Annotated in this window: 18 protein-coding genes and 3 tRNA genes; 14 read left to right on the top strand and 7 right to left on the bottom strand. The window is 66.9% G+C overall.

The genetic code is table 11. From position 1 onward, the window contains the following. Positions 1-237: 237 nt before the first annotated feature. The 5 genes from HUN07_RS18225 (at position 238) to HUN07_RS18205 (ending at position 6724) form a co-directional block, all read left to right on the top strand. Positions 238-2178, top strand: coding sequence for an acetolactate synthase large subunit (locus HUN07_RS18225; RefSeq protein ID WP_174911661.1), 1941 nt, complete (start codon positions 238-240; stop codon positions 2176-2178). Further along, a complete protein-coding gene (ilvN, locus tag HUN07_RS18220) occupies positions 2175-2678 on the top strand; it encodes an acetolactate synthase small subunit (RefSeq protein WP_174911658.1) in 504 nt (167 codons plus the stop codon). Before HUN07_RS18225 ends, ilvN begins: the two co-directional genes overlap by 4 nt. A 77-nt stretch (positions 2679-2755) precedes the next feature. Next, positions 2756-3757, top strand: coding sequence for a ketol-acid reductoisomerase (gene ilvC / locus HUN07_RS18215; RefSeq protein WP_174914848.1), 1002 nt, complete (start codon positions 2756-2758; stop codon positions 3755-3757). Positions 3758-4022: 265 nt separating this feature from the next. Beyond that, positions 4023-5615: a phosphoglycerate dehydrogenase gene (serA, locus tag HUN07_RS18210; RefSeq protein WP_114722603.1), complete on the top strand. Its 1593-nt coding sequence runs from the start codon at positions 4023-4025 to the stop codon at positions 5613-5615. A 95-nt stretch (positions 5616-5710) separates the two neighbouring features. Continuing rightward, a complete protein-coding gene (locus tag HUN07_RS18205) occupies positions 5711-6724 on the top strand; it encodes a 3-isopropylmalate dehydrogenase (RefSeq protein WP_174911655.1) in 1014 nt (337 codons plus the stop codon). A gap of 62 nt (positions 6725-6786) precedes the next feature. Here the strand turns inward: HUN07_RS18205 and HUN07_RS18200 are convergent, their stop codons facing one another. After that, a complete protein-coding gene (locus tag HUN07_RS18200) occupies positions 6787-7935 on the bottom strand; it encodes an MFS transporter (RefSeq protein ID WP_114722601.1) in 1149 nt (382 codons plus the stop codon). A 181-nt stretch (positions 7936-8116) separates the two neighbouring features. On the opposite strand from HUN07_RS18200, the gene HUN07_RS18195 reads away from it, so the two are divergent. The 5 genes from HUN07_RS18195 (at position 8117) to HUN07_RS18175 (ending at position 11053) form a co-directional block, all read left to right on the top strand. Further along, positions 8117-8890: a fumarylacetoacetate hydrolase family protein gene (locus HUN07_RS18195; protein ID WP_174911653.1), complete on the top strand. Its 774-nt coding sequence runs from the start codon at positions 8117-8119 to the stop codon at positions 8888-8890. Positions 8891-8982: 92 nt separating this feature from the next. Next, positions 8983-10458 (top strand): glutamate--tRNA ligase, encoded by a 1476-nt coding sequence (gene gltX, locus HUN07_RS18190; RefSeq protein WP_174911650.1) that lies wholly within the window; start codon positions 8983-8985, stop codon positions 10456-10458. Positions 10459-10596: 138 nt separating this feature from the next. After that, positions 10597-10668: transfer RNA gene (locus tag HUN07_RS18185), tRNA-Gln, on the top strand. Between the two features lie 147 nt (positions 10669-10815). Continuing rightward, positions 10816-10891, top strand: a tRNA-Glu gene (locus tag HUN07_RS18180). A gap of 89 nt (positions 10892-10980) precedes the next feature. After that, positions 10981-11053, top strand: a tRNA-Glu gene (locus HUN07_RS18175). Between the two features lie 106 nt (positions 11054-11159). Here HUN07_RS18175 and HUN07_RS18170 read toward each other — a convergent pair. The 3 genes from HUN07_RS18170 to HUN07_RS18160 all read right to left on the bottom strand — a co-directional run bounded on the left by HUN07_RS18170 (position 11160) and on the right by HUN07_RS18160 (position 12703). Then, on the bottom strand, positions 11160-11327 hold the full coding sequence (locus tag HUN07_RS18170; protein ID WP_174911648.1) for a DUF5302 domain-containing protein: 168 nt from the start codon (positions 11325-11327) through the stop codon (positions 11160-11162). A gap of 86 nt (positions 11328-11413) precedes the next feature. Then, complete coding sequence (locus HUN07_RS18165; protein WP_174911645.1) at positions 11414-11911, bottom strand: pyridoxamine 5'-phosphate oxidase family protein; 498 nt, start codon at positions 11909-11911, stop codon at positions 11414-11416. Between the two features lie 90 nt (positions 11912-12001). Further along, on the bottom strand, positions 12002-12703 hold the full coding sequence (locus HUN07_RS18160; protein ID WP_174911642.1) for an IclR family transcriptional regulator: 702 nt from the start codon (positions 12701-12703) through the stop codon (positions 12002-12004). Positions 12704-12821: 118 nt separating this feature from the next. Here HUN07_RS18160 and leuC point away from each other — a divergent pair, with 118 nt between their 5' ends. The 3 genes from leuC to HUN07_RS18145 all read left to right on the top strand — a co-directional run bounded on the left by leuC (position 12822) and on the right by HUN07_RS18145 (position 15781). Then, positions 12822-14255, top strand: coding sequence for a 3-isopropylmalate dehydratase large subunit (leuC, locus tag HUN07_RS18155; protein ID WP_174911639.1), 1434 nt, complete (start codon positions 12822-12824; stop codon positions 14253-14255). 26 nt (positions 14256-14281) lie between these two features. Continuing rightward, positions 14282-14893 carry a 3-isopropylmalate dehydratase small subunit gene (leuD, locus tag HUN07_RS18150; protein ID WP_114722503.1) on the top strand — a complete coding sequence of 204 codons (612 nt, stop codon included), beginning with the start codon at positions 14282-14284 and terminating at the stop codon, positions 14891-14893. Between the two features lie 156 nt (positions 14894-15049). Further along, positions 15050-15781 (top strand): HU family DNA-binding protein, encoded by a 732-nt coding sequence (locus tag HUN07_RS18145; RefSeq protein WP_174911636.1) that lies wholly within the window; start codon positions 15050-15052, stop codon positions 15779-15781. Positions 15782-15893: 112 nt separating this feature from the next. On the opposite strand, the gene HUN07_RS18140 is transcribed toward HUN07_RS18145, so the two are convergent. From HUN07_RS18140 to cofC, 3 genes are all read right to left on the bottom strand, one after another. Continuing rightward, entirely contained in the window at positions 15894-16856 is a 963-nt protein-coding gene (locus HUN07_RS18140; RefSeq protein ID WP_174911633.1) for a bifunctional NUDIX hydrolase/histidine phosphatase family protein, read from the bottom strand. A 62-nt stretch (positions 16857-16918) separates the two neighbouring features. Beyond that, positions 16919-19054 (bottom strand): RNA degradosome polyphosphate kinase, encoded by a 2136-nt coding sequence (locus HUN07_RS18135; protein WP_254623012.1) that lies wholly within the window; start codon positions 19052-19054, stop codon positions 16919-16921. A 153-nt stretch (positions 19055-19207) separates the two neighbouring features. Continuing rightward, a complete protein-coding gene (gene cofC, locus HUN07_RS18130; protein ID WP_114722499.1) occupies positions 19208-19924 on the bottom strand; it encodes a 2-phospho-L-lactate guanylyltransferase in 717 nt (238 codons plus the stop codon). A gap of 165 nt (positions 19925-20089) precedes the next feature. Here cofC and HUN07_RS18125 point away from each other — a divergent pair, with 165 nt between their 5' ends. Further along, positions 20090-21088: an NAD(P)H-dependent glycerol-3-phosphate dehydrogenase gene (locus HUN07_RS18125; RefSeq protein WP_114722498.1), complete on the top strand. Its 999-nt coding sequence runs from the start codon at positions 20090-20092 to the stop codon at positions 21086-21088. Positions 21089-21137: the final 49 nt, after the last annotated feature.

The raw sequence follows: 21137 nt of genomic DNA, 5'->3' as shown, positions 1-21137 counted from the left end.
TCGCACTGCAGCCGAGGCATCTTACATTCTGGGACAGCGCACTCACCAAAGTTGACTGTCTACCATTGACGCGCCTACCGTCGAGCGCGTGAAGCAGAATGAGTTGCTCGTAATCGGCCGGCGCGTCGTCGCCTGAGCCGGTTCTTACAACTCGCCAGATAACGACGCGCCACCCTCGTACAGCGGATGCTGACGAGGGTTTTTTGTTGCCCGGAGCCAGAATCAGAGGACTTTCCAGTGAGCGCACCAACCGCACGGCCTCAACCCACGCCGCGCAAGTCGGGAGCAGCCAGCCCGACAACCGCGGCCGCCGCCACGCCGACCGGTAACCGTCGTCAGGTCGCCCCCGAGCGGGTCACCGGCGCGCAGTCCGTGGTCCGCGCCCTCGAGGAGCTCGAGGTCGACACTGTGTTCGGTATCCCGGGTGGTGCCGTTCTGCCGGTGTACGACCCGCTCTTCGATTCGCAGAAGGTTCGGCACGTCCTGGTGCGTCACGAGCAGGGCGCGGGTCACGCCGCGACCGGCTACGCCCAGGCGACCGGCAAGGTCGGCGTCTGCATGGCGACGTCGGGTCCGGGTGCGACCAACCTGGTGACCCCGCTCGCCGATGCTCAGATGGACTCGGTCCCTGTCGTCGCGATCACCGGCCAGGTGGCGCGTTCGCTGATCGGGACCGACGGTTTCCAGGAAGCCGACATCTCCGGCATCACCATGCCGATCACCAAGCACAACTTCCTCATCACCGACGGCGTCGACATCCCGCGGATCCTGGCCGAGGCGTTCTACCTGGCGTCGAGCGGCCGCCCGGGCGCGGTTCTCGTCGACATCCCCAAGGACATCCTGCAGGCGCAGACCACATTCTCGTGGCCGCCGGAGATGCACTTGCCCGGCTACCGCCCGGTCACCAAGCCGCACGGCAAGCAGGTCCGTGAGGCTGCGCGCCTCATCGCCGACGCCAAGTCGCCGGTCCTGTACGTCGGCGGCGGCGTGATCAAGGCCGACGCCTCGCCCGAGCTGCTCGAACTGGCCGAGCTCACCGGCATCCCCGTCGTCACCACGCTCATGGCGCGCGGCGCGTTCCCGGACAGCCACCAGCTCAACTGCGGCATGCCGGGCATGCACGGCACCGTGGCCGCCGTTGCTGCGCTGCAGAAGAGTGACCTGCTGATCACGCTCGGCGCTCGCTTCGACGACCGCGTCACCGGGCAGCTCGATTCGTTCGCGCCCGACGCCAAGGTGATCCACGCGGACATCGACCCTGCCGAGATCGGCAAGAACCGCCATGCGGACGTCCCGATCGTGGGCGACTGCAAGGAGGTCATCACCGAGCTGATCGAGGCGATCCGTGCCGACCGGGCGACGGGCACCACCCTCGACCTCACCGAGTGGTGGGCGTACCTCGACGGCATCCGGCGCACCTACCCGCTGGCGTACGACCGCCCGGCGGATGGCGCGCTCTCGCCCGAGTACGTGATCCAGACCGTCGGCCGCCTCGCGGGCCCCGATGCGATCTACTGCGCCGGCGTCGGCCAGCACCAGATGTGGGCCGCGCAGTTCGTCAACTACGAGAAGCCGCGCACGTGGCTCAACTCGGGCGGCCTGGGCACCATGGGCTACGCGGTGCCCGCCGCGATGGGCGCCAAAATGGGCATGCCCGGCACCGAGGTGTGGGCAATCGACGGTGACGGCTGCTTCCAGATGACCAATCAGGAACTGGCCACGTGCGCCGTCGAGGGCGTGCCGATCAAGGTCGCGCTGATCAACAACGGCAACCTCGGCATGGTCCGCCAGTGGCAGACCCTGTTCTACGACGAGCGCTACTCCAACACGAACCTGGGCACCCATGGCGCGGTGCGGATCCCGGACTTCGTGAAGCTGGCGGAGGCTCTCGGCTGTGTCGGCATCCGGGTCGAGCGCGAGGAGGACGTCGAGGACGCGATCCGCACCGCACAGTCGATCAACGACAAGCCCGTCGTCATCGACTTCATCGTGGGCGCCGACGCCCAGGTGTGGCCGATGGTCGCCGCCGGCACCAGCAATGACGAGATCATGGCGGCCCGGGGAATCCGGCCGCTGTTCGACGACGACGAGGCTGTGTCCGAGCCCGCCGCCATCCACGAGGCCATGGAACGCGAGCAGCGTGCCGGCGAGGCCGCAGCAGGAGAGGATCGCCAGTGAGCACCAGTCACACCCTCAGTGTTCTCGTCGAGGACAAGCCGGGCGTGCTGGCCCGCGTCGCCGCACTCTTCTCCCGCCGGGGATTCAACATCGAGTCGCTCGCCGTCGGCGGCACCGAGGTCCCCGACATCTCGCGCATGACGATCGTCGTGACGGTCGACGAGTTCCCGCTCGAGCAGGTCACGAAGCAGCTCAACAAGCTGGTCAACGTGATCAAGATCGTCGAGCAGGACACCGACGCGTCGGTGGCGCGCGAGCTGATCCTGATCAAGGTGCGCGCAGATGCCAGCGTGCGCACGCAGGTCATCGAGACGGTGAACCTGTTCCGCGCCAAGGTGATCGACGTCGCGCCGGAGGCCGTCACGATCGAGGCCACGGGTACCCGCTCCAAGCTCGATGCGCTCCTGCGCATGCTCGATCCGTTCGGCATCCGCGAGATCGTGCAGTCCGGTGTGGTGGCGGTCGGCCGTGGGCCGAAGTCCATCACGGCCACCCGCTAGTACCGTCACACCCGACAACAACAGACAATCAAGCGTTCATAGAACCCAGAGGGAAGGTAAGAACTGTGGCAGTCGAGATGTTCTACGACGACGATGCAGACCTGTCGATCATCCAGGGCCGCAAGGTCGCGGTCATCGGCTACGGCAGCCAGGGCCACGCGCACTCGCTGAGCCTGCGCGATTCCGGTGTCGATGTGCGCATCGGCCTCAAGGAGGGTTCGAAGTCCCGCGCCAAGGCTGAGGAGCAGGGCCTGACCGTAGGCACGCCGGCCGAGGTTGCCGAGTGGGCCGACGTCATCATGGTGCTCGCCCCCGACACCGCTCAGGCGTCGATCTTCAAGAACGACATCGAGCCGAACCTGAAGGACGGCGACGCGCTGTTCTTCGGCCACGGCCTCAACATCCACTTCGACCTGATCAAGGCTCCGGAGAACGTCACGGTCGGCATGGTCGCCCCGAAGGGCCCCGGCCACCTGGTGCGTCGTCAGTTCGTCGACGGCAAGGGCGTCCCGGCCCTGATCGCCGTCCACCAGGACCCGAAGGGTGAGGGCCAGGCCCTGGCTCTGTCCTACGCCAAGGGCATCGGTGGCACCCGCGCCGGCGTCATCAAGACCACGTTCAAGGAAGAGACCGAGACGGACCTCTTCGGTGAGCAGGCCGTGCTCTGCGGTGGCACCGAGGAACTGGTCAAGACCGGTTTCGAGGTCATGGTCGAGGCGGGCTACGCCCCCGAGATGGCCTACTTCGAGGTGCTGCACGAGCTCAAGCTGATCGTCGACCTCATGTACGAGGGTGGCATCGCCCGCATGAACTACTCGGTGTCCGACACCGCCGAGTTCGGTGGCTACCTGTCCGGCCCGCGCGTTATCGACGCCGGCACCAAGGAGCGCATGAAGGCCATCCTGGCCGACATCCAGTCGGGTGAGTTCACCCGTCGCCTGGTCGCCAACGTCGAGAACGGCAACACCGAGCTCGAGGGCCTGCGCAAGGCCAACGCCGAGCACCCCATCGAGGTCACCGGCAAGAAGCTGCGCGACCTGATGAGCTGGGTCGATCGCCCGATCACCGAGACGGCCTGATCCACAGCTGACAGTTTCGGCCCGAGGCCGTGCGTTCTGTGCGCACGGCCTCGGGCCGAAGTCGTTTCCGGATTGTGGCGTGGATCTCCGAAGTGCTTCCCTTCGGTGTCCACTATGTGGTAGCGGATACCCGCCCTGCGGAATAGCTGCGCCGTGCCAACTAAACTGATCCTGACTACGGCCATCCGTGCGCGCCCTCGAGGTGCCCGGCCGTGGACATTTGCTCGACCTGAAACAGCCCGCACCCAACACAGGAGAGTTCCTCGTGAGCCAGAATGGCCGTCCCGTTGTCCTGATCGCCGACAAGCTCGCACAATCGACCGTCGATGCGCTCGGTGACGGTGTCGAGGTGCGCTGGGTGGACGGCCCCGACCGTCCCGCTCTGCTCGCGGCTGTGCCCGAGGCCGACGCGCTGCTCGTCCGCTCCGCCACCACGGTCGACGCCGAGGTGCTCGCCGCCGCGACGAAGCTGAAGATCGTCGGCCGCGCCGGTGTCGGCCTCGACAACGTCGACATCCCGGCCGCCACCGAGCGTGGCGTCATGGTCGTCAACGCACCGACCTCCAACATCCACTCGGCCGCCGAGCACGCCGTCTCGCTGCTGCTGTCGACCGCGCGTCAGATCCCGGCCGCGGACCGCACGCTGCGTGAGAAGACCTGGAAGCGCTCGAGCTTCAACGGCACCGAGATCCTCGGCAAGACCGTCGGCGTCGTCGGCCTGGGCCGCATCGGTCAGCTGTTCGCGCAGCGCCTCGCCGCGTTCGAGACCGAGATCATCGCGTACGACCCCTACCTGCCGGCCGCTCGCGCCGCGCAGCTGGGCATCGAGCTCGTCGACATCGACCAGCTCGTCGAGCGCGCCGACTTCATCTCGGTGCACCTGCCCAAGACCAAGGAAACCGCGGGCCTCCTGAACGCCGAGCGTCTGGCCAAGACCAAGGACGGCGTCATCATCGTCAACGCCGCTCGCGGTGGCCTGATCGACGAGGACGCGCTGTACGACGCGCTCGTCTCCGGCAAGGTCCGCGCCGCCGGCCTCGACGTGTTCAACACCGAGCCGTGCACCGACTCCAAGCTGTTCGACCTCGACAACGTCGTCGTCACCCCGCACCTCGGCGCCTCCACCTCGGAGGCCCAGGACCGCGCCGGCACCGACGTCGCCAAGAGCGTCCTGCTGGCCCTGGCCGGCGAGTTCGTGCCGGACGCCGTCAACGTCTCCGGCGGCCCGGTCGGTGAAGAGGTCGCGCCGTGGCTCGAGCTGGTCCGCAAGCTGGGTCTGCTCGCCGGCACCCTGTCGCCCGAGGCCGTCCAGAACGTCCAGGTCGTCGTCAGCGGTGAGCTGTCCGCCGAGAACGTCGAGATCCTGGGCCTGGCCGCCCTGCGCGGCCTGTTCTCCGCGAGCAGCGACGAGGCCGTCACGTTCGTCAACGCCCCGCAGCTCGCGGAGCAGCGCGGCGTGAGCGTGGAGGTCGAGAAGCACAGCGAGGCACAGACGCACCGCAGCGCCGTCGAGGTCCGCGCGGTTGCCGCCGACGGCACCGTCACCGCCGTCGCGGGCGCCCTGACCGGCCTGCAGCAGGTCGAGAAGATCGTCAACGTCAACGGCCGCAGCTTCGACCTGCGCGCCGAGGGCCACAACATCGTCGTGCACTACGCGGACCGCCCGGGCGTTCTCGGTGTGCTCGGCACCGTGCTCGGCAACGCCGGCATCGACATCCAGGCCGCCGCCCTGAGCCAGGACGTCGAGGGCACCGGTGCCACCGTCATCCTGCGCGTCAACCAGGTCGTCGGTGACGCCGAGGTCGCCCAGATCGTGGAGCAGCTCGACGCCCGCGTCGCGCAGGTCGACCTGTCCTGATCTTCCAGTCTGTACCGGTGGCCGCGATCGTCGAGGACGGTCGCGGCCACCGTCGGATTCTCCCGCTGTCGGTTCTACGAGAAGAGAGTGTGTCCATGAAGCTTGCGGTCATTCCCGGTGACGGCATCGGTGTCGAGGTCACCACGGAAGCGCTGAAGGTGCTGCGGAAGCTGGTTCCCGACGTGGAGACCACCGAGTTCGACCTCGGTGCCAAGCGCTACAACGAGACCGGCGACCTGCTGCCGGAGGCCGAGCTCGACGCGATCCGTCAGCACGACGCGATCCTGCTCGGCGCGATCGGCGATCCGCGGTTCGTCGAGCCGGGCATCCTCGAGCGCGGGCTCCTGCTGAACATGCGGTTCCTGCTCGACCACCACGTGAACCTGCGTCCGGCCCGCACCTACCCGGGGTCGAGCTCGCCGCTGGCCGCGAACCCGGACATCGACTTCATCGTGGTCCGTGAGGGCACCGAGGGTCCGTACACCGGCAACGGTGGGTCGATCCGCGTCGGCACCCCGCACGAGGTTGCGACCGAGGTCTCGGTCAACACGTGGTTCGGCGCCGAGCGCGTCGTCCGCGCCGCGTACGAGCTGGCGCGGACCCGCCGCAAGCACCTGACGCTCATCCACAAGACGAACGTGCTCTCCAACGCGGGCCGGATCTGGACCCGCGCGATGGAGACCATCGGCGCCGAGTACCCGGATGTCGAGACGGCCTACTGCCACATCGATGCGGCGACCATCTACATGGTCACCGACCCGACGCGCTTCGACGTGATCGTCACCGACAACCTGTTCGGCGACATCATCACCGACCTCGCGGGTGCCGTCACCGGTGGCATCGGCCTGGCCGCGAGCGCGAACATCGATGCGTCGGGCACGAACCCGTCGATGTTCGAGCCCGTCCACGGCTCCGCACCCGACATCGCCGGCCAGGGGATCGCCGATCCCACGGCAGCGATCCTGTCGGCCGCGATGCTGCTGCGTCACCTGGGCCGTGAGGACGACGCCGTCCGCATCGAGGCTGCCGTCGAGGCTGATCTGGCTTCGCGTGGCGACGCCCCGATCGTCACCGCCGAGGTGGGCGACCGGATCGCGGCTGCCGTCTAGGTTCATCGAGTTCCACACGACACGACCGCCGCCCGGTAGCCGGGCGGCGGTCGTGTTGTTTCTCACACACGTTCGGGTGGGTCCTCCGGCACCAGCGGTACCGCAGCGAGTGGGAACAGTGCCGCGATCGCGAACGTGAGAGGGAAGCTCACGAGGCCGATCAACCCGCCGAAGATCGGGGGGACCAGTGTCGCGGCCACATACTGGGTGGTGTTCTGGGCGCCCAGCGCACGACCGCTCCAGTACGGCCCCGCGATCTCCGCGACCGCCGTGAAGGCCAACCCGTTGTCGGCGGTGGTGATCACGGACGCGATCACCATGAGCGCAACCGCCGCGGGGGAGTCCAGCCAGTCGGTGAGCGCGACCGCGAGCATCGAGACGGCGGCGGCCACCGCAACCCACCGCATGGGGCCCATTCGGCTGCGGACCCGGTCGGACCAGAAGCCTGCGCCGATCCGACCGGCCGCGCCGAGGAGTTGCGTGAAGGTGATGAGGATGCCGGCGGACGCGGCGGACCAGTTCCGATCCGTCATCAGCCACACCAGCATGAACGTCCACACCAGGTATTGCGGGACCACCAGCAGCACCGAGACGCCGTGGATCCGCCAGAGCATTCCGCGGCCGCGGTACGGGTTGTCGAGCAGCCCGCTCTCCTTCGCCGCTGCGCGCGTCGGCCGGGGCGGGTCGACGATCAGCAGGCACGCTGCCGCCGCGATGATGGTCACGGCGGTCGGAAGTGCCAACGCCCAACCCACACCGTGTGATTCGGCGATCTGCGGGACGGTCAGTGCCGCGAAAGCGACACCGAGCGGCAGCGCCATCTGCCGGATGCCCATTGCCAGGCCGCGGCGCTCGGGCGGAAACCATCCGACGACGACGCGTCCACTCGCGGCGTTGGCGCTCGACGCGGCCATGCCGCCCAGCACGAGGAATACGCCCAGCAGTGCGAACGATTGACTCAGTGCCGCGCCGGCGCTCGCGAGCGCGGTGACGGACAGGCCGATCACCAGCACACGCCGTTCGCCGATGCGGTCGACCACGGCACCCCAGGCCATGAGGCTCACGAGGAAGCCCAGCGTCGGGGCCGCGGCGATCAGTCCGGCGCGACTGAGGCTCACGCCATAGTCGCTCTGCAGGGTCGGGATCAGGAAAGCGGGCGCGTTGGCGAACATGGCTCCCGCTGCCTGCGCGAGTACGCCGAGCGCCAGCATCGACCAGCGGTGCAGCGTGCTCGCCTGCGTTTCCTGCTGTGCTGCCTGGTTCACGTTGCCATCCCAGTATGTGAAATGAGAGTCTTATAGTGTGGATACCGTTCGGAGTGTAGACCTCTTCGGGGGCCGCCGGTGCCGGGTGTCCCGCGATCGCGTCCGATGGGTGGATAGACTCGGGCACATGCGCCTTGGTCGAATTGCCAGTCCCGATGGAGTTGCCTTCGTGTCGATCGAAGGGGAGGGCGACGCGCAGACCGCGAAGGAGATCGCCGAACATCCTTTCGGCACACCGACTTTCACCGGTCGCAGCTGGCCGCTGGCCGACGTTCGCCTGCTGGCGCCGATCCTGGCGAGCAAGGTGATCTGCATCGGCAAGAACTACGCGGCGCATGCTGCGGAGATGGGCGGCGAGGCGCCGGAGGATCCGGTCATCTTCATCAAGCCCAACACGTCGATCGTCGGGCCGGGTGCGCCGATCCTGTTGCCGCCGTCGTCGAACGAGGTCCACTACGAGGGCGAACTCGCGGTCGTCATCGGCCGTCCGTGCAAGGATGTACCCGCGGCGAAGGCCCTCGACGTGGTCCTCGGCTACACCGTCGCGAACGACGTCACGGCGCGCGATCAGCAGCGCCACGACGGCCAGTGGACGCGGGCCAAGGGGTACGACACGTTCTGCCCGCTGGGACCGTGGATCGAGACGAAGCTCGACGTTTCGGACGTCGAGGTCAGGACTGAGGTCGACGGCGAGATCAAGCAGCGCAGCCGCACTTCGCTGCTGCTCCACGACATCCCGAAGGTCATCGAGTGGATCTCCGGTGTCATGACACTCCTGCCGGGCGACGTGATTCTCACCGGCACGCCCGAGGGCGTCGGGCCGATCGTCGACGGCCAGACAGTGAGTGTCACCGTCGAGGGGATCGGCACACTGACCAATCCGGTTGCCGCCAAACGCTGATCGGATCGCCTTCCGGGTGTGCACGGAACCGGCGCGGTACTAGCCTGTAGGGGTCCTTTCCCAGCGCCTAGCAGCGTGTATCGAAGTGAGCCATGACCACCAGCGAAGTACGCGTCCGTTTCTGTCCGTCACCCACCGGCACCCCGCACGTCGGGCTCGTCCGAACCGCCCTGTTCAACTGGGCCTTCGCGCGGCATCACGGTGGCAAGTTCGTGTTCCGCATCGAGGACACCGATGCCGCCCGCGACACGGAGGAGTCGTACCAGGCGATCCTCGATGCCCTGCGCTGGCTCGGTCTGTCGTGGGACGAGGGGCCCGAGGTCGGCGGCCCGTACGAGCCGTACCGGCAGTCGCAGCGGCGCGACCTGCACCTCGACGTCGTGCGGAAGCTGCTCGACGCGGGCGAGGCCTACGAGTCGTTCTCGACCCCCGAGGAGGTCGAGGCGCGGCACAAGGCGGCCGGACGCGATCCCAAGCTGGGCTACGACAACTTCGATCGGGACCTCACTCCCGAGCAGCGTCAGGCGTACCTGGACGAGGGACGTAAGCCCGTTGTCCGCCTGCGCATGCCCGACCACGACCTGGCGTGGAACGACCTGGTGCGCGGCGAGACCACGTTCAAGGCCGGCACGGTGCCGGACTTCGCGCTCACGCGCGGCAACGGCATCCCGCTCTACACGCTGGTGAACCCGGTCGACGACGCGTTGATGAAGATCACCCACGTCCTGCGTGGCGAGGACCTGCTGTCGTCCACGCCGCGCCAGTTGGCCCTCTACGAGGCGCTCCAGCGCGTCGGCGTCGCCGACTTCACCCCGGAGTTCGGACACCTCCCCTTCGTCATGGGGCAGGGCAACAAGAAGCTCTCCAAGCGTGACCCCGAGTCGAACCTGTTCATCCACCGGGACCGCGGGTTCATTCCGGAGGGCCTGCTCAACTACCTCGCGCTGCTGGGGTGGAGCATCGCCGACGACCACGACGTCTTCTCGCTCGACGAGATGGTCGCCGCATTCGACATCTCCAAGGTGAACTCGAATCCCGCGCGCTTCGACCAGAAGAAGGCCGACGCGATCAACGCCGAGCACATCCGTCTGCTCGAGCCGGCGGACTTCGCTGCGCGGCTGCGCCAGTTCCTCACGACGCACGGGCATCCTGTCGACGCGCTGACCGACGATCAGTTCGCTGTTGCAGCCGACCTGGTCCAGACGCGCATCGTCGTCCTGTCGGACGCGTGGAACCTGCTGAAGTTCCTGCTGGTGTCCGACGCGGACTTCGCGATCGACCCCGCTGCCGCGGCCAAGAACCTCGGTGCGGACGCGGCGCCCGTCCTGGATGCCACGATCGAGGCGCTGGACTCCCTGTCGGAGTGGGTGACCGCGGATATCGAGGAATCACTCAAGGCCGCGCTGATCGAGAAGTTGGAACTGAAGCCGCGTAAGGCGTTCGCGCCGGTGCGCGTCGCGGTCACCGGTTCGCACATCAGCCCGCCGCTGTACGAGTCGATGGAACTGCTCGGTCGGGAGGCGACGCTCGCGCGTCTGCGTTCCGCCCGCGCTCAGGTCGGCAGCTAGCCTCCCCGTCGGCGGTCGGAGGGCTATTTCAGCCCTCTGACCAGCCGATTTGGAGAAACAGTGGGGGGCTTTGATATTGTTCTCCTCGTTCGAAAGGCAAGCCCCCGGCCGCGAGGTCAGGCAAGCCCGGAAGAGCATTGGGGTATGGTGTAATTGGCAACACAGCGGTTTCTGGTACCGCCATTCTAGGTTCGAGTCCTGGTACCCCAGCGGAGAGTTCGAGTGAATTTCACTCCGAACTCCGGTTAGTTCAGCTGGCCGAGCTTCCATCGCAGATCGGATCCGAAAGGGTCGGATTGAAATTGGAAGCGTTCCATCGTGTCGCACGCATGCGGCGACACACCTTGAAAATGTTCTGGCCCCGTCGTCTAGCGGCCTAGGACGCCGCCCTCTCAAGGCGGTAGCGCGGGTTCGAATCCCGTCGGGGCTACCAAGGGAAGCACTCTCCGATCCTGGATCAGGGAATTCTCTTTCGGTGAGAGCATTTATCCTGGTGTACAGCATGTAAAGAACGAAGTTCCTGGCCCCGTCGTCTAGCGGCCTAGGACGCCGCCCTCTCAAGGCGGTAGCGCGGGTTCGAATCCCGTCGGGGCTACAAAGCAAGACCCTCCGATCATTGATCGGAGGGTCTTTTTCGTTCGCTGAGGTTCTCTCAGGTTCTCTCAGGGCTTCTGAGGTTCGTCTGACGCTCTCCAGAGGTCCTAGCCGCTCTTCCGGCGGAACTCGCGCTTGTGCTCGGCGCTGCCGTGCGCGTCGTGGACCTTCGACTGACCGTCCAGATGTGCTGCGGAATTCGATTGCTGATGATTCTTGCGCTCGAGTGCTTCGCGGAACTTGCGCTTGATCGCGTCGTTGCGGGGCTCGCTCACGTCGTCCTCCTCCCTGCCTCGGTGGTGACTCGTCTGTCGGAATCTACCGCCGAGGAGGGGGAGACGTCGCGTGGTTTTCCCTGCGACTACAGATACGCGGCGGTGGATCCGCCGACGGGCATCGCGGGCAGACCGAGCTTGCGGTGATCCCACGACCGGACCCGCTCCGGGACCACTCGGACGGCGACGCGCTTGTGCAGCATCATCTCGACGGCCGGCTTGACGTCCTCGGAGTAGGGGCCCGTGTAGCGCTCCCAGATGCTGATGCCGACCTTGAACAGCGCCTCCGGATCGTCGATGATCTCGCCGCGACCCTCGATCGAGACTCCGCGCAGGGTGTCGTACGTGTCGCCGTCCTCGATCATCATGGTGAGCCGGCCGTCGCGGCGAAGATTGACGGCCTTCTGCGACTTGGCCTTGGTCTCGAACCACAATTCACCGTCGATCACCGCGTACCACATGGCCACGAGATGCGGCATGCCGTTCGGTCCGACCGTCGCCATGGTCGACACCCGGCTCCGCTCGACGAACTCGGTGATCTCGGCATCCGTCATCGTGATCTGACCGCGCTGGTTGGTTCCCACTGCAGTTCCTCCACTCGGCTGGAATTCGTTCTGGCGAGAACTGTGCCACGAATCACTACGCGGACCGCCGAGTGGGGTGCGTCATGGAATTCAGAGGCGCTTGTGCAAGGCGTCCGCCGCCGCCAGGAGATCGGCGGCCCAGCGTGCGCCCGGGCGGCGACCCATCCGGTCGATCGGCCCGGACACCGAGATTGCGGCGACGACGTTCCCTGCGGCATCCCGGACCGGCGCGGCGACGCTCGCGACGCCCGGCTCTCGTTCTGCCGCGCTCTGTGCCCAACCGCGGCGGCGCACCTCGACGAGGACACGTTCGCCGAACGAGGCGTCGGGCAGGATCGCCCGCTGCGTCTGGGGGTCCGCCCATGCGAGAAGGACCTTGGCGCCCGAGCCTGCCGTCATCGGCAGGCGTGCACCCACGAGGACGGTGTCGCGCAGGCCGGTGGGCGGTTCCATCGAGGCGATGCACACCCGGTGCGTGCCTTCCCGCCGATACAACTGAACGCTCTCGCCCGTGATCTCGCGCAGCCGTGGCAGGACCAGGGTGGCGGCATCGACGAGGGTGTCGCTGGCGCTCGCGGCGAGCTCGCCCAGACCGGGGCCCGTGCACCACAGTCCGTCCGCGTCGCGAGTGAGGAGGCGATGCACTTCCAGCCCGACGGCGAGACGGTGGGCGGTAGCGCGGGGGAGTCCTGTGCGGTTGCACAGTTCGGTGAGGCTGCAAGGTTGTTCGGCCACTGCATGCAGGACGCCCATTGCTTTGTCGAGCACTCCAATGCCGCTATGCTGTCTCATAGGTCGATACTCCGTTCTCGCATATTGGGATCATAGCTGATTTCGCGAGGGACGGTTCGGCACATCACGCGACACGGGCCGGCCCTGAAGCCCGGCGGCGCGACATCCGGATACAGAGGTGGAGAAGATGGCGAACAGAGGACGCACTCTGGCCGAGAAGGTGTGGGACGAGCACGTTGTCGTGCGCGGCGAAGGCGAGGGTTCGGCGCGGCAGCCGGACCTCATCTATATCGACCTGCATCTCGTTCACGAGGTCACCAGCCCGCAGGCATTCGACGGGCTCCGGCTCGCGGGCCGCAAGCTGCGTCGACCGGATCTGACGATCGCCACCGAGGACCACAACGTCCCGACGATCGACATCGACAAGCCCATCGCGGACCCGGTTTCCCGCACGCAGGTCGACACCCTCCGGAGGAACTGCGAGGAGTTCGGCGTGCGTCTGCACCCGATGGGCGATCTCGATCAGGGCATCGTGCACGTGGTGGGCCCGCAGCTGGGCCTGACCCAGCCCGGTACGACCGTCGTGTGTGGTGACAGCCACACCTCGACGCACGGCGCTTTCGGTGCTCTCGCAATGGGAATCGGTACGAGTGAGGTCGAACACGTCATGGCGACGCAGACGCTGTCGCTGCGGCCGTTCAAGACGATGGCGATCACGGTCGACGGTGAGTTGCCGTCCGGTGTCACGAGCAAGGACCTCATCCTCGCGGTGATCGCGAAGATCGGTACCGGTGGGGGACAGGGGTATGTCCTCGAATACCGCGGCGAGGCCATCCGCAAGCTGTCGATGGACGCCCGGATGACGATCTGCAACATGTCGATCGAGGCCGGCGCTCGCGCGGGGATGATCGCACCGGACGAGATCACCTACGAGTACATCAAGGGTCGCCCGCACGCGCCGCAGGGTTCCGACTGGGACGCCGCAGTGGCGGCCTGGGAACAGTTGAAGACCGACGACGACGCCGTCTTCGACGCCGAGGTGCGCATCGACGCGGCCTCGTTGACCCCGTTCGTCACGTGGGGCACCAACCCCGGACAGGGCGCTCCGCTGGGAGATTCGGTCCCGAATCCGGCAGAGATCGCCGACGAGAGCGCGCGGAACGCAGCCGAGAAGGCGCTGGCGTACATGGGCTTGGAGGCCGGAACGCCGCTGCGGGATGTGTCCGTGGACACCGTCTTCGTCGGCTCGTGCACCAACGGGCGCATCGAGGATCTGCGTGCCGTTGCGGACGTCCTGAAGGGCCGTCGGGTCGCCGAAGGCGTCCGGATGCTGATCGTCCCGGGTTCGATGCGCGTTCGCGCACAGGCCGAAGAGGAAGGCCTGGGCGAGATCTTCACCACTGCGGGAGCCGAGTGGCGTCAGGCCGGATGTTCGATGTGCCTGGGTATGAATCCGGATCAGCTCGCCCCCGGTGAGCGTTCCGCGTCGACGTCCAACCGCAATTTCGAAGGCCGCCAAGGCAAGGGCGGGCGTACGCACCTCGTCTCTCCGGCCGTCGCCGCAGCCACGGCCGTGCGCGGCACGCTGGCGGCACCGGCAGATCTGGCATAGGGCGCAAGGGAACTAGGAGAAAAACGATGGAAGCCTTTACCACCCATAAGGGAATCGGTGTTCCGCTGCGCCGGTCCAACGTGGACACCGATCAGATCATCCCCGCGGTGTACCTGAAGCGTGTGACCCGCAGCGGATTCGAGGACGGGCTCTTCGCGGCCTGGCGCACCGATCCGGACTTCATTCTCAACACCGCGCCCTACGACAAGGGCAGTGTCCTGGTCGCCGGACCGGACTTCGGCACGGGTTCGTCACGCGAGCACGCCGTGTGGGCGTTGTCGGACTACGGTTTCCGCGTCGTCATCGCGTCGAGGTTCGCCGACATCTTCCGCGGCAACGCCGGCAAGGCAGGTCTGTTGGCCGCGCAGGTCGATCAGAGCGACGTCGAGTTGCTGTGGAAGCTGCTCGACGAGCAGCCCGGTCTCGAGTTGGTCGTCGACCTCGAGAAGAAGACCGTGACCGCTGGAACGACGGTGGTGCCGTTCGAGATTGATGACTACACGCGGTGGCGTCTGCTGGAGGGCCTGGACGACATCGGGCTGACATTGCGCCAGGTAGACGCGATTTCCGAGTTCGAAAAGTCAAGGCCTTCTTGGAAACCTGAGACGCTTCCGGCCCGTGTCGCGAACGACAATTGACCCAATCGGATAACTGGTTCGGCCCCCTCGTCTACCACAGATGGGGGGGCCGCGCTTGATGAGAATTGGCGTGGCACATAGACTCTTGCCGATTTCGGGTTTACCGTAGTTCGTAGTCGGTCCGACGGTGGACCATTAGTTTGCGGAGGAATTTCCATGAACAAGGCAGAGCTCATCGATGTTCTGACCGAGAAACTGGGTTCGGACAGGCGTACCGCCACCGAGGCCGTCGAGCATGTCGTCGACACCATCGTGCGCGCCGTGCACTCCGGTGAGAGCGTCACCATCACCGGATTCGGAGTTTTCGAGCAGCGTCGCCGTGCGGCCCGCGTCGCACGCAACCCGCGCACCGGTGAGACGGTCAAGGTCAAGCCGACCTCGGTTCCGGCTTTCCGTCCGGGTGCGCAGTTCAAGGCGCTCATTGCCGGTGGCCAGAAGCTTCCGGCTTCGGGTCCGGCGGTCAAGCGTGGCGCTGCTGAGCCGGTGAAGAAGGCGGCCAAGAAGACCGCGGCCAAGAAGACCGCAGCCAAGAAGACCGTGGCGAAGAAGACTGCGGCCAAGGCTCCGGCCAAGACCGTGGCGAAGAAGACTGCGGCCAAGGCTCCGGCCAAGACCGTGGCGAAGAAGACTGCGGCCAAGGCTCCGGCCAAGACCGTCGCCAAGAAGACCGTGGCGAAGAAGACTGCGGCCAAGGCTCCGGCCAAGACCGTCGCCAAGAAGACCGTGGCGAAGAAGACTGCGGCCAAGGCTCCGGCCAAGACCGTCGCCAAGAAGACCGTGGCGAAGAAGACTGCGGCCAAGGCTCCGGCCAAGACCGTCGCCAAGAAGACTGTCGCGAAGAAGACTGCGGCCAAGAAGGCTCCGGCCAAGCGCACTGCGCGTAAGTGACACCGCCGGCGCCTCGGCGCCCACGGAATTCTCCGTAACTGACACGGCGGCCACGGGATCTTTCCCGTGGCCGCCGCGTTGTGTTTTCTGTTGTACCAGATCGGGGTTCGCGTCAGTCGGCCTTACGGATGACCGGCAGGGGGCTGTCGATGTGATCGGCCGCCACGAGACGCCCGCCGGACAGCGACAACACCCAGGTGCTCGCCTTACGGTTTCGAGCCGACGGCAGCTGGATGCCGTCCCGCTCCGCCCACCACTCCATGAGGTCGGGGATGACGCCGCCCTGGCTGCAGATCACCTGGACGCCCCCCAGTGCCGCGATCTTCCGGGCCCGGGCACGCGCGCCCGCAGGATCGGCTGCGTAGCCCTCCTCGGAGAGCAACGGCTCGATGCGGATGGGCGTCCCGAGCGCTTCGGCGAGGGGCTCCATGGTCTGTGTACACCGGGTGCGGTCGGCCGAGGAGATCTCGGTGGCCCCGAAGGCTTGCAGTTGAGGGACAAGAGCTTCCGCCTGGACCAGCCCCTTCGTATCGAGTGGGCGCAGGGTGTCGTCCCCGGTGTACTTGTTACTGCTGCCGGCCTTGGCGTGCCGGACCAGTAGGACGGTCGTGGTATCGGGCGGGAGCTGCATGAATCGTCGCAGGATCGTTCGATCCATCGGATAGGACAGCTGGTCGGGAACGCGATCGGGTGGCAGCCAACGCAGTTCGTCGACCTCGTTGTTCGCCGTGAACTGTCCGGATGCAGCCTCCGCTGCCCAGTACTCGACTCGTTTGAGCTTTCGATGCCCGGGTATCGGATATGTCACACGTGACAGATGTCGCCCCAATTGCGCTGTTATGCCAGTTTCTTCGCCGATCTCACGAACCGCTGCGACAATCGACGTTTCGCCGGGATCGAGCTTGCCCTTGGGAAATGACCAATCGTCATATCGGGGGCGGTGTATGAGAGCGATTTCGATCTCATACGGATTCGTCGGAGACTTACGCCACAAAACTGCGCCCGCCGCGAAGATATTCGCCTTGACCGGTCTGTCGGGGCTCGGCTTGTCGGGACTCGGCTTCTCACGACTCAAGGGCTTCGTTCCTTCCTTCGGCCACGGCTCTCGCGGTACACGGAGGCTGTGGTGGATCCTGCTCAGGAGCTGAAGGACCGCCGACGGCGCATCATCTCCTCCTGGTGTTCGCGGACCTTCTCGCCGCGGGCCGGCGCCGCCAGCCAGCTGCCGTCGGACTGCAGAACCCAGCACCGGGTGGTGGGATCCAGTGCGGAATCGAAGATCTCGTCGAGCTGCCGGGCGAGTCGAGGGTCCTTGACCTGCGCCATCACCTCGACGCGACGATCGAGGTTGCGGTGCATCATGTCGGCACTGCCGATCCAGAACTCGTTGGCGCCCCGGAAGTGCATGATCCGGGAATGCTCGAGGAAACGTCCGAGGATGGAGCGAACCTCGATGTTCTCGCTCAGCCCGGGAACTCCCGGCTTGAGGGCGCAGATGCCGCGGACGACGACGCGTACCGGAACGCCGGCCTGGGACGCGCGGTAGAGCGCATCGATCACCTGCTCGTCGACCAGGGCGTTGGCCTTGAGTCGGACCCCACACTCCCGTCCGGCATTCTTGTGCTCGATCTCGGCTTCGATGCGCTCGATGATTCCGGAGCGGACGCCGTACGGGGCGACCAGGAGGTTGCGGTACTGCGACTTTCGGGAGTAACCGGTGAGCGAGTTGAACAGGTCCGTCAGGTCGGCGCCGATCTCGGGTGCGGCGGTCAGCAGGCCCACGTCCTCGTACAGGCGCGCGGTCTTGGGGTTGTAGTTGCCGGTGCCGATGTGGCAGTACCGGCGGATCGTCGAACCTTCGCGGCGGACCACGAGGCAGGTCTTGCAGTGCGTCTTGAGACCGACCAGTCCGTACACGACGTGGACGCCGGCCTGTTCGAGCTTGCGTGCCCACTTGATGTTGGCCTGCTCGTCGAAGCGGGCCTTGATCTCGACGAGAGCGACGACCTGCTTGCCGGCCTCCGCCGCGGCGACGAGTGCGTTGACGATCGGCGAGTCACCCGAGGTGCGATAGAGCGTCTGTTTGATCGCGAGAACCTGCGGGTCGGCGGCGGCCTGCTCGATGAACCGCTGGACGCTGGTCGAGAACGAATCGTAGGGGTGCTGCACCAGGACGTCGCCGTCGCGCAGCGTCGAGAACACACTCTTCGGTGTCTCTCGCTCACCGAAAGCGGGGTGGGTCGCCGGGACGAACGGGGCGTCCTTGAGGTTGGGGCGATCCACGCCGTACACCTGCCACAGCGACGAAAGATCAAGTAGCCCAGGAACTTGGATCACGTCACCGGGGTCGACATCGAGCTCGCGCAACAGCAGCTCGAGCATGTGCTCGGTCATGTCGTCGGCGACTTCGAGTCGGACGGGGGAGCCGAACCTGCGGCGTGCGAGTTCGCGTTCGAGCGCCTGGAGGAGGTCCTCGTCGCGATCTTCCTCGACCTCGAAATCCGCATTACGCGTGACCCGGAAGGCGTGGTGCTCCACCACTTCCATGCCGGGGAACAACACGTCGAGGTGCGCAGCGATGAGGTCCTCGGTGGGCAGGAACGCCGCGATCGCGCCGGGTGCGTCGCCGGTGCGCTTGACGCGTACGAAGCGGTCGACGTTGTCGGGCACCTTCACGCGGGCGAAGTGCTCGCCACCGGTGGCGGCGTCCTTCACCGTCACCGCGAGATTCAGGCTCAGGCCGCTGATGTAGGGGAACGGGTGCGCGGGATCGACGGCCAGCGGGGTGAGGACCGGGAAGACCTGCTCGTGGAAATGATCCGAGAGCCGTCCGCGTTCCTCGGCGTCGAGTTCGGGCCAGCCGATGATCGAGATTCCCTCTTCGGCGAGCGCCGGACGCACCGAGTCGAGGAAGACCTGCGCGTGCTTGGACGAGATCTCCTGCGTCCGGGTTCCGATCAGCGCCAACTGTTCGCGCGGTGAGAGTCCGTCCGCCGACCGTACGGACAGGCCGGTCTCGTCCCGCCGCTTGAGGCCCGCGACGCGGACCATGTAGAACTCGTCGAGATTGGACGCGAAGATCGCGAGGAACTTCGCGCGCTCGAGCAGCGGCAGCGACGTGTCCTCGGCGAGCGCGAGCACGCGCGAGTTGAAGTCGAGCCAGCTCAGCTCGCGATTGAGGTAGCGAGCCACGGGCAGTCCGACGTCCTCCGTGCCGTCCGGCGTCGCGGCCGGCGGCGCGGTCGGGATGCTCGGCCGGTGGCCGCTCTCCAGGCCGCCGGCCGGAACCCCGCGGTCCGCGCCGGAGCCGTCCTCGGTCGCCCGATCGGAGTCTGTGCGTCGTTCGAGTGCTCTCCCGTTGCTCACTCTCCGATCATCCCTCGAGAATTGCAGGCGCGACAATCGATCACGCGCAGTTCACAGTATTCAGAGCCGCCGGACACCGGGCGTACACCTCATGTGCTCGAGCGCTGCGCGTGTAGCCGGCCCGAGCCCCAGTCGCGCGGCCGCCGCGAGATCCGCGACCGTGTCCACGTCCTGGCGCAATCCCGGCCAGTCACCGTCGAGTGCGTACGCGCCGGAGGCGATGTGGCGGGCCGCGGAATCGGTGCCGAAACGTGGATCCAGCGCGTTGCCCGGCCCGCACGCGAAGAGGGCTGCCGTGCCGGTGCCGGTGTGGTCGACGACGATCGCGCGCCCCACCTTCCGGGCGGCAGCGAGCGCTTCGAGTAACTCGTCGGCGCGCAGCGCGGGCAGATCCGCTTGCAGCGCCACCAGATCCGTCCGGTCGGGATCGGTCTGCACGGAGGACTCCGCCGCGGCCAGCGCGGCATTGAGACTCGACTCCCCGGGGACCGCCCGGACAGGGTCGGGGAGGTGGCTCACGCCGTACTGATCCGCGATCGTCGCCACCATCGGATCGGGCGTCACGACCGTGATTCCCGAGAACGAGTTGTCGGGTCCGGGGCCGACGCCCGCGCCGACGAGGGTCGCCAACGTGTCGTGCAGCATGGCGACGACGAGGTCGGTGCGGTCGGCGGCCGACAGGGATTCGGCGAGCCGCGACTTCGCGAGCCGTAATTCCTTGACCGCGATCAGGACATGGGTGTGCACCGGCCGCTGCGATCGGTGCTCCGCCTTCATGGGACGCAATCTTGCCAGTCGTGTCGAGGGTGGCTCGCGACCGGCGAGCTGGGGAGCCGGGGAGATATCGTGTTCCAAAGCAGTGTGCGGCGTGGGCAGGGTCGGTGGCGGAACGGTGTGGGCAGTGAACGGCACGAGCGGTGAGCGCAGATCGGAGGGGACGGCGTGAGCAGAGCAGCGGTACTCGGGGCGGGGTCGTGGGGGACGGCGTTCGCGAAGGTGCTCGCGGACGCGGGCACGGACGTGACCCTGTGGGCGAGGCGGCCCGAGGTGGCCGACGCGATCGTGTCCCGGCACGAGAATCCCGACTATCTGCCCGGGATCGTCCTTCCGTCGACGTTGTCCGCGACCGCCGATCACGAGGCGGCTCTCGACGGCGCCGACATCGTGGTGCTGGCGGTGCCGTCGCAGTCGCTGCGGGACAACCTGCAGGGTTGGGCCGGGGCGATCGGTTCGGACGCCACGCTGCTCAGCCTCGCGAAGGGCATCGAGAGCGTGACGCTGCTGCGGATGAGCGAGGTCATCTCGCAGGTCGCCCAGGTGGATCCGTCCCGCGTCGCTGTCCTGTCGGGGCCCAATCTGGCGCGGGAGATCGCGTTGGGTCAGCCTGCCGCCACGGTTGTCGCGTGTTCCGACGAGGCTCGCGCACTCGCAGTTCAGAAGGCTTGTGCTACAGGGTATTTCAGGCCCTATACGAACACCGATGTGATCGGTTGCGAGATCGGCGGCGCGTGCAAGAACGTCATCGCCCTGGCGTGCGGGATGGCATCGGGAATCGGATTGGGCGAGAACACGATCGCGACGCTCATCACGCGCGGGCTCGCCGAGATCATCCGTCTCGGTGTCGCGCTCGGCGCGAACGCGGCGACGCTGGCCGGACTCGCCGGGGTGGGCGACCTGGTCGCGACGTGTGCATCGCCGCTGTCGCGCAACCGCTCGTTCGGTGAGCGCCTGGGGCTCGGCGGCTCCCTCGAGAGCGCGCAGGCCGCGACCAACGGGCAGATCGCCGAGGGCGTCAAGTCCTGCACCTCGGTGCGTGCGCTGGCGGCCGCGCACGGCGTCGAGATGCCGCTGACGGACGCCGTCCACCGGGTGTGCCACGAGGGGATGTCCGTGCACGACGCGGTCGGTCTCCTGCTCGGTCGCCGCATCAAACCCGAATAGCTCTCGGGCGACCGCAATCGGCATACTCGGTCGGTTCGATGTGATGCCG

The sequence above is a fragment of the Rhodococcus sp. W8901 genome (assembly GCF_013348805.1).
Taxonomy (GTDB): Bacteria; Actinomycetota; Actinomycetes; order Mycobacteriales; family Mycobacteriaceae; genus Prescottella.
This window is presented reverse-complemented; position numbering and strand designations above follow the sequence as displayed.

Coding starts and splice junctions, on each gene's coding strand:
- leuD (WP_114722503.1), top strand. CDS start 14,282: ATGGAAGCCTTTACCACCCATAAGGGAATCGGTGTTCCGCTGCGCCGG.
- cofC (WP_114722499.1), bottom strand. CDS start 19,924: ATGAAGGCGGAGCACCGATCGCAGCGGCCGGTGCACACCCATGTCCTG.
- HUN07_RS18160 (WP_174911642.1), bottom strand. CDS start 12,703: ATGAGACAGCATAGCGGCATTGGAGTGCTCGACAAAGCAATGGGCGTC.
- HUN07_RS18195 (WP_174911653.1), top strand. CDS start 8,117: ATGCGCCTTGGTCGAATTGCCAGTCCCGATGGAGTTGCCTTCGTGTCG.
- gltX (WP_174911650.1), top strand. CDS start 8,983: ATGACCACCAGCGAAGTACGCGTCCGTTTCTGTCCGTCACCCACCGGC.
- HUN07_RS18145 (WP_174911636.1), top strand. CDS start 15,050: ATGAACAAGGCAGAGCTCATCGATGTTCTGACCGAGAAACTGGGTTCG.
- ilvC (WP_174914848.1), top strand. CDS start 2,756: ATGTTCTACGACGACGATGCAGACCTGTCGATCATCCAGGGCCGCAAG.
- HUN07_RS18200 (WP_114722601.1), bottom strand. CDS start 7,935: ATGCTGGCGCTCGGCGTACTCGCGCAGGCAGCGGGAGCCATGTTCGCC.
- HUN07_RS18205 (WP_174911655.1), top strand. CDS start 5,711: ATGAAGCTTGCGGTCATTCCCGGTGACGGCATCGGTGTCGAGGTCACC.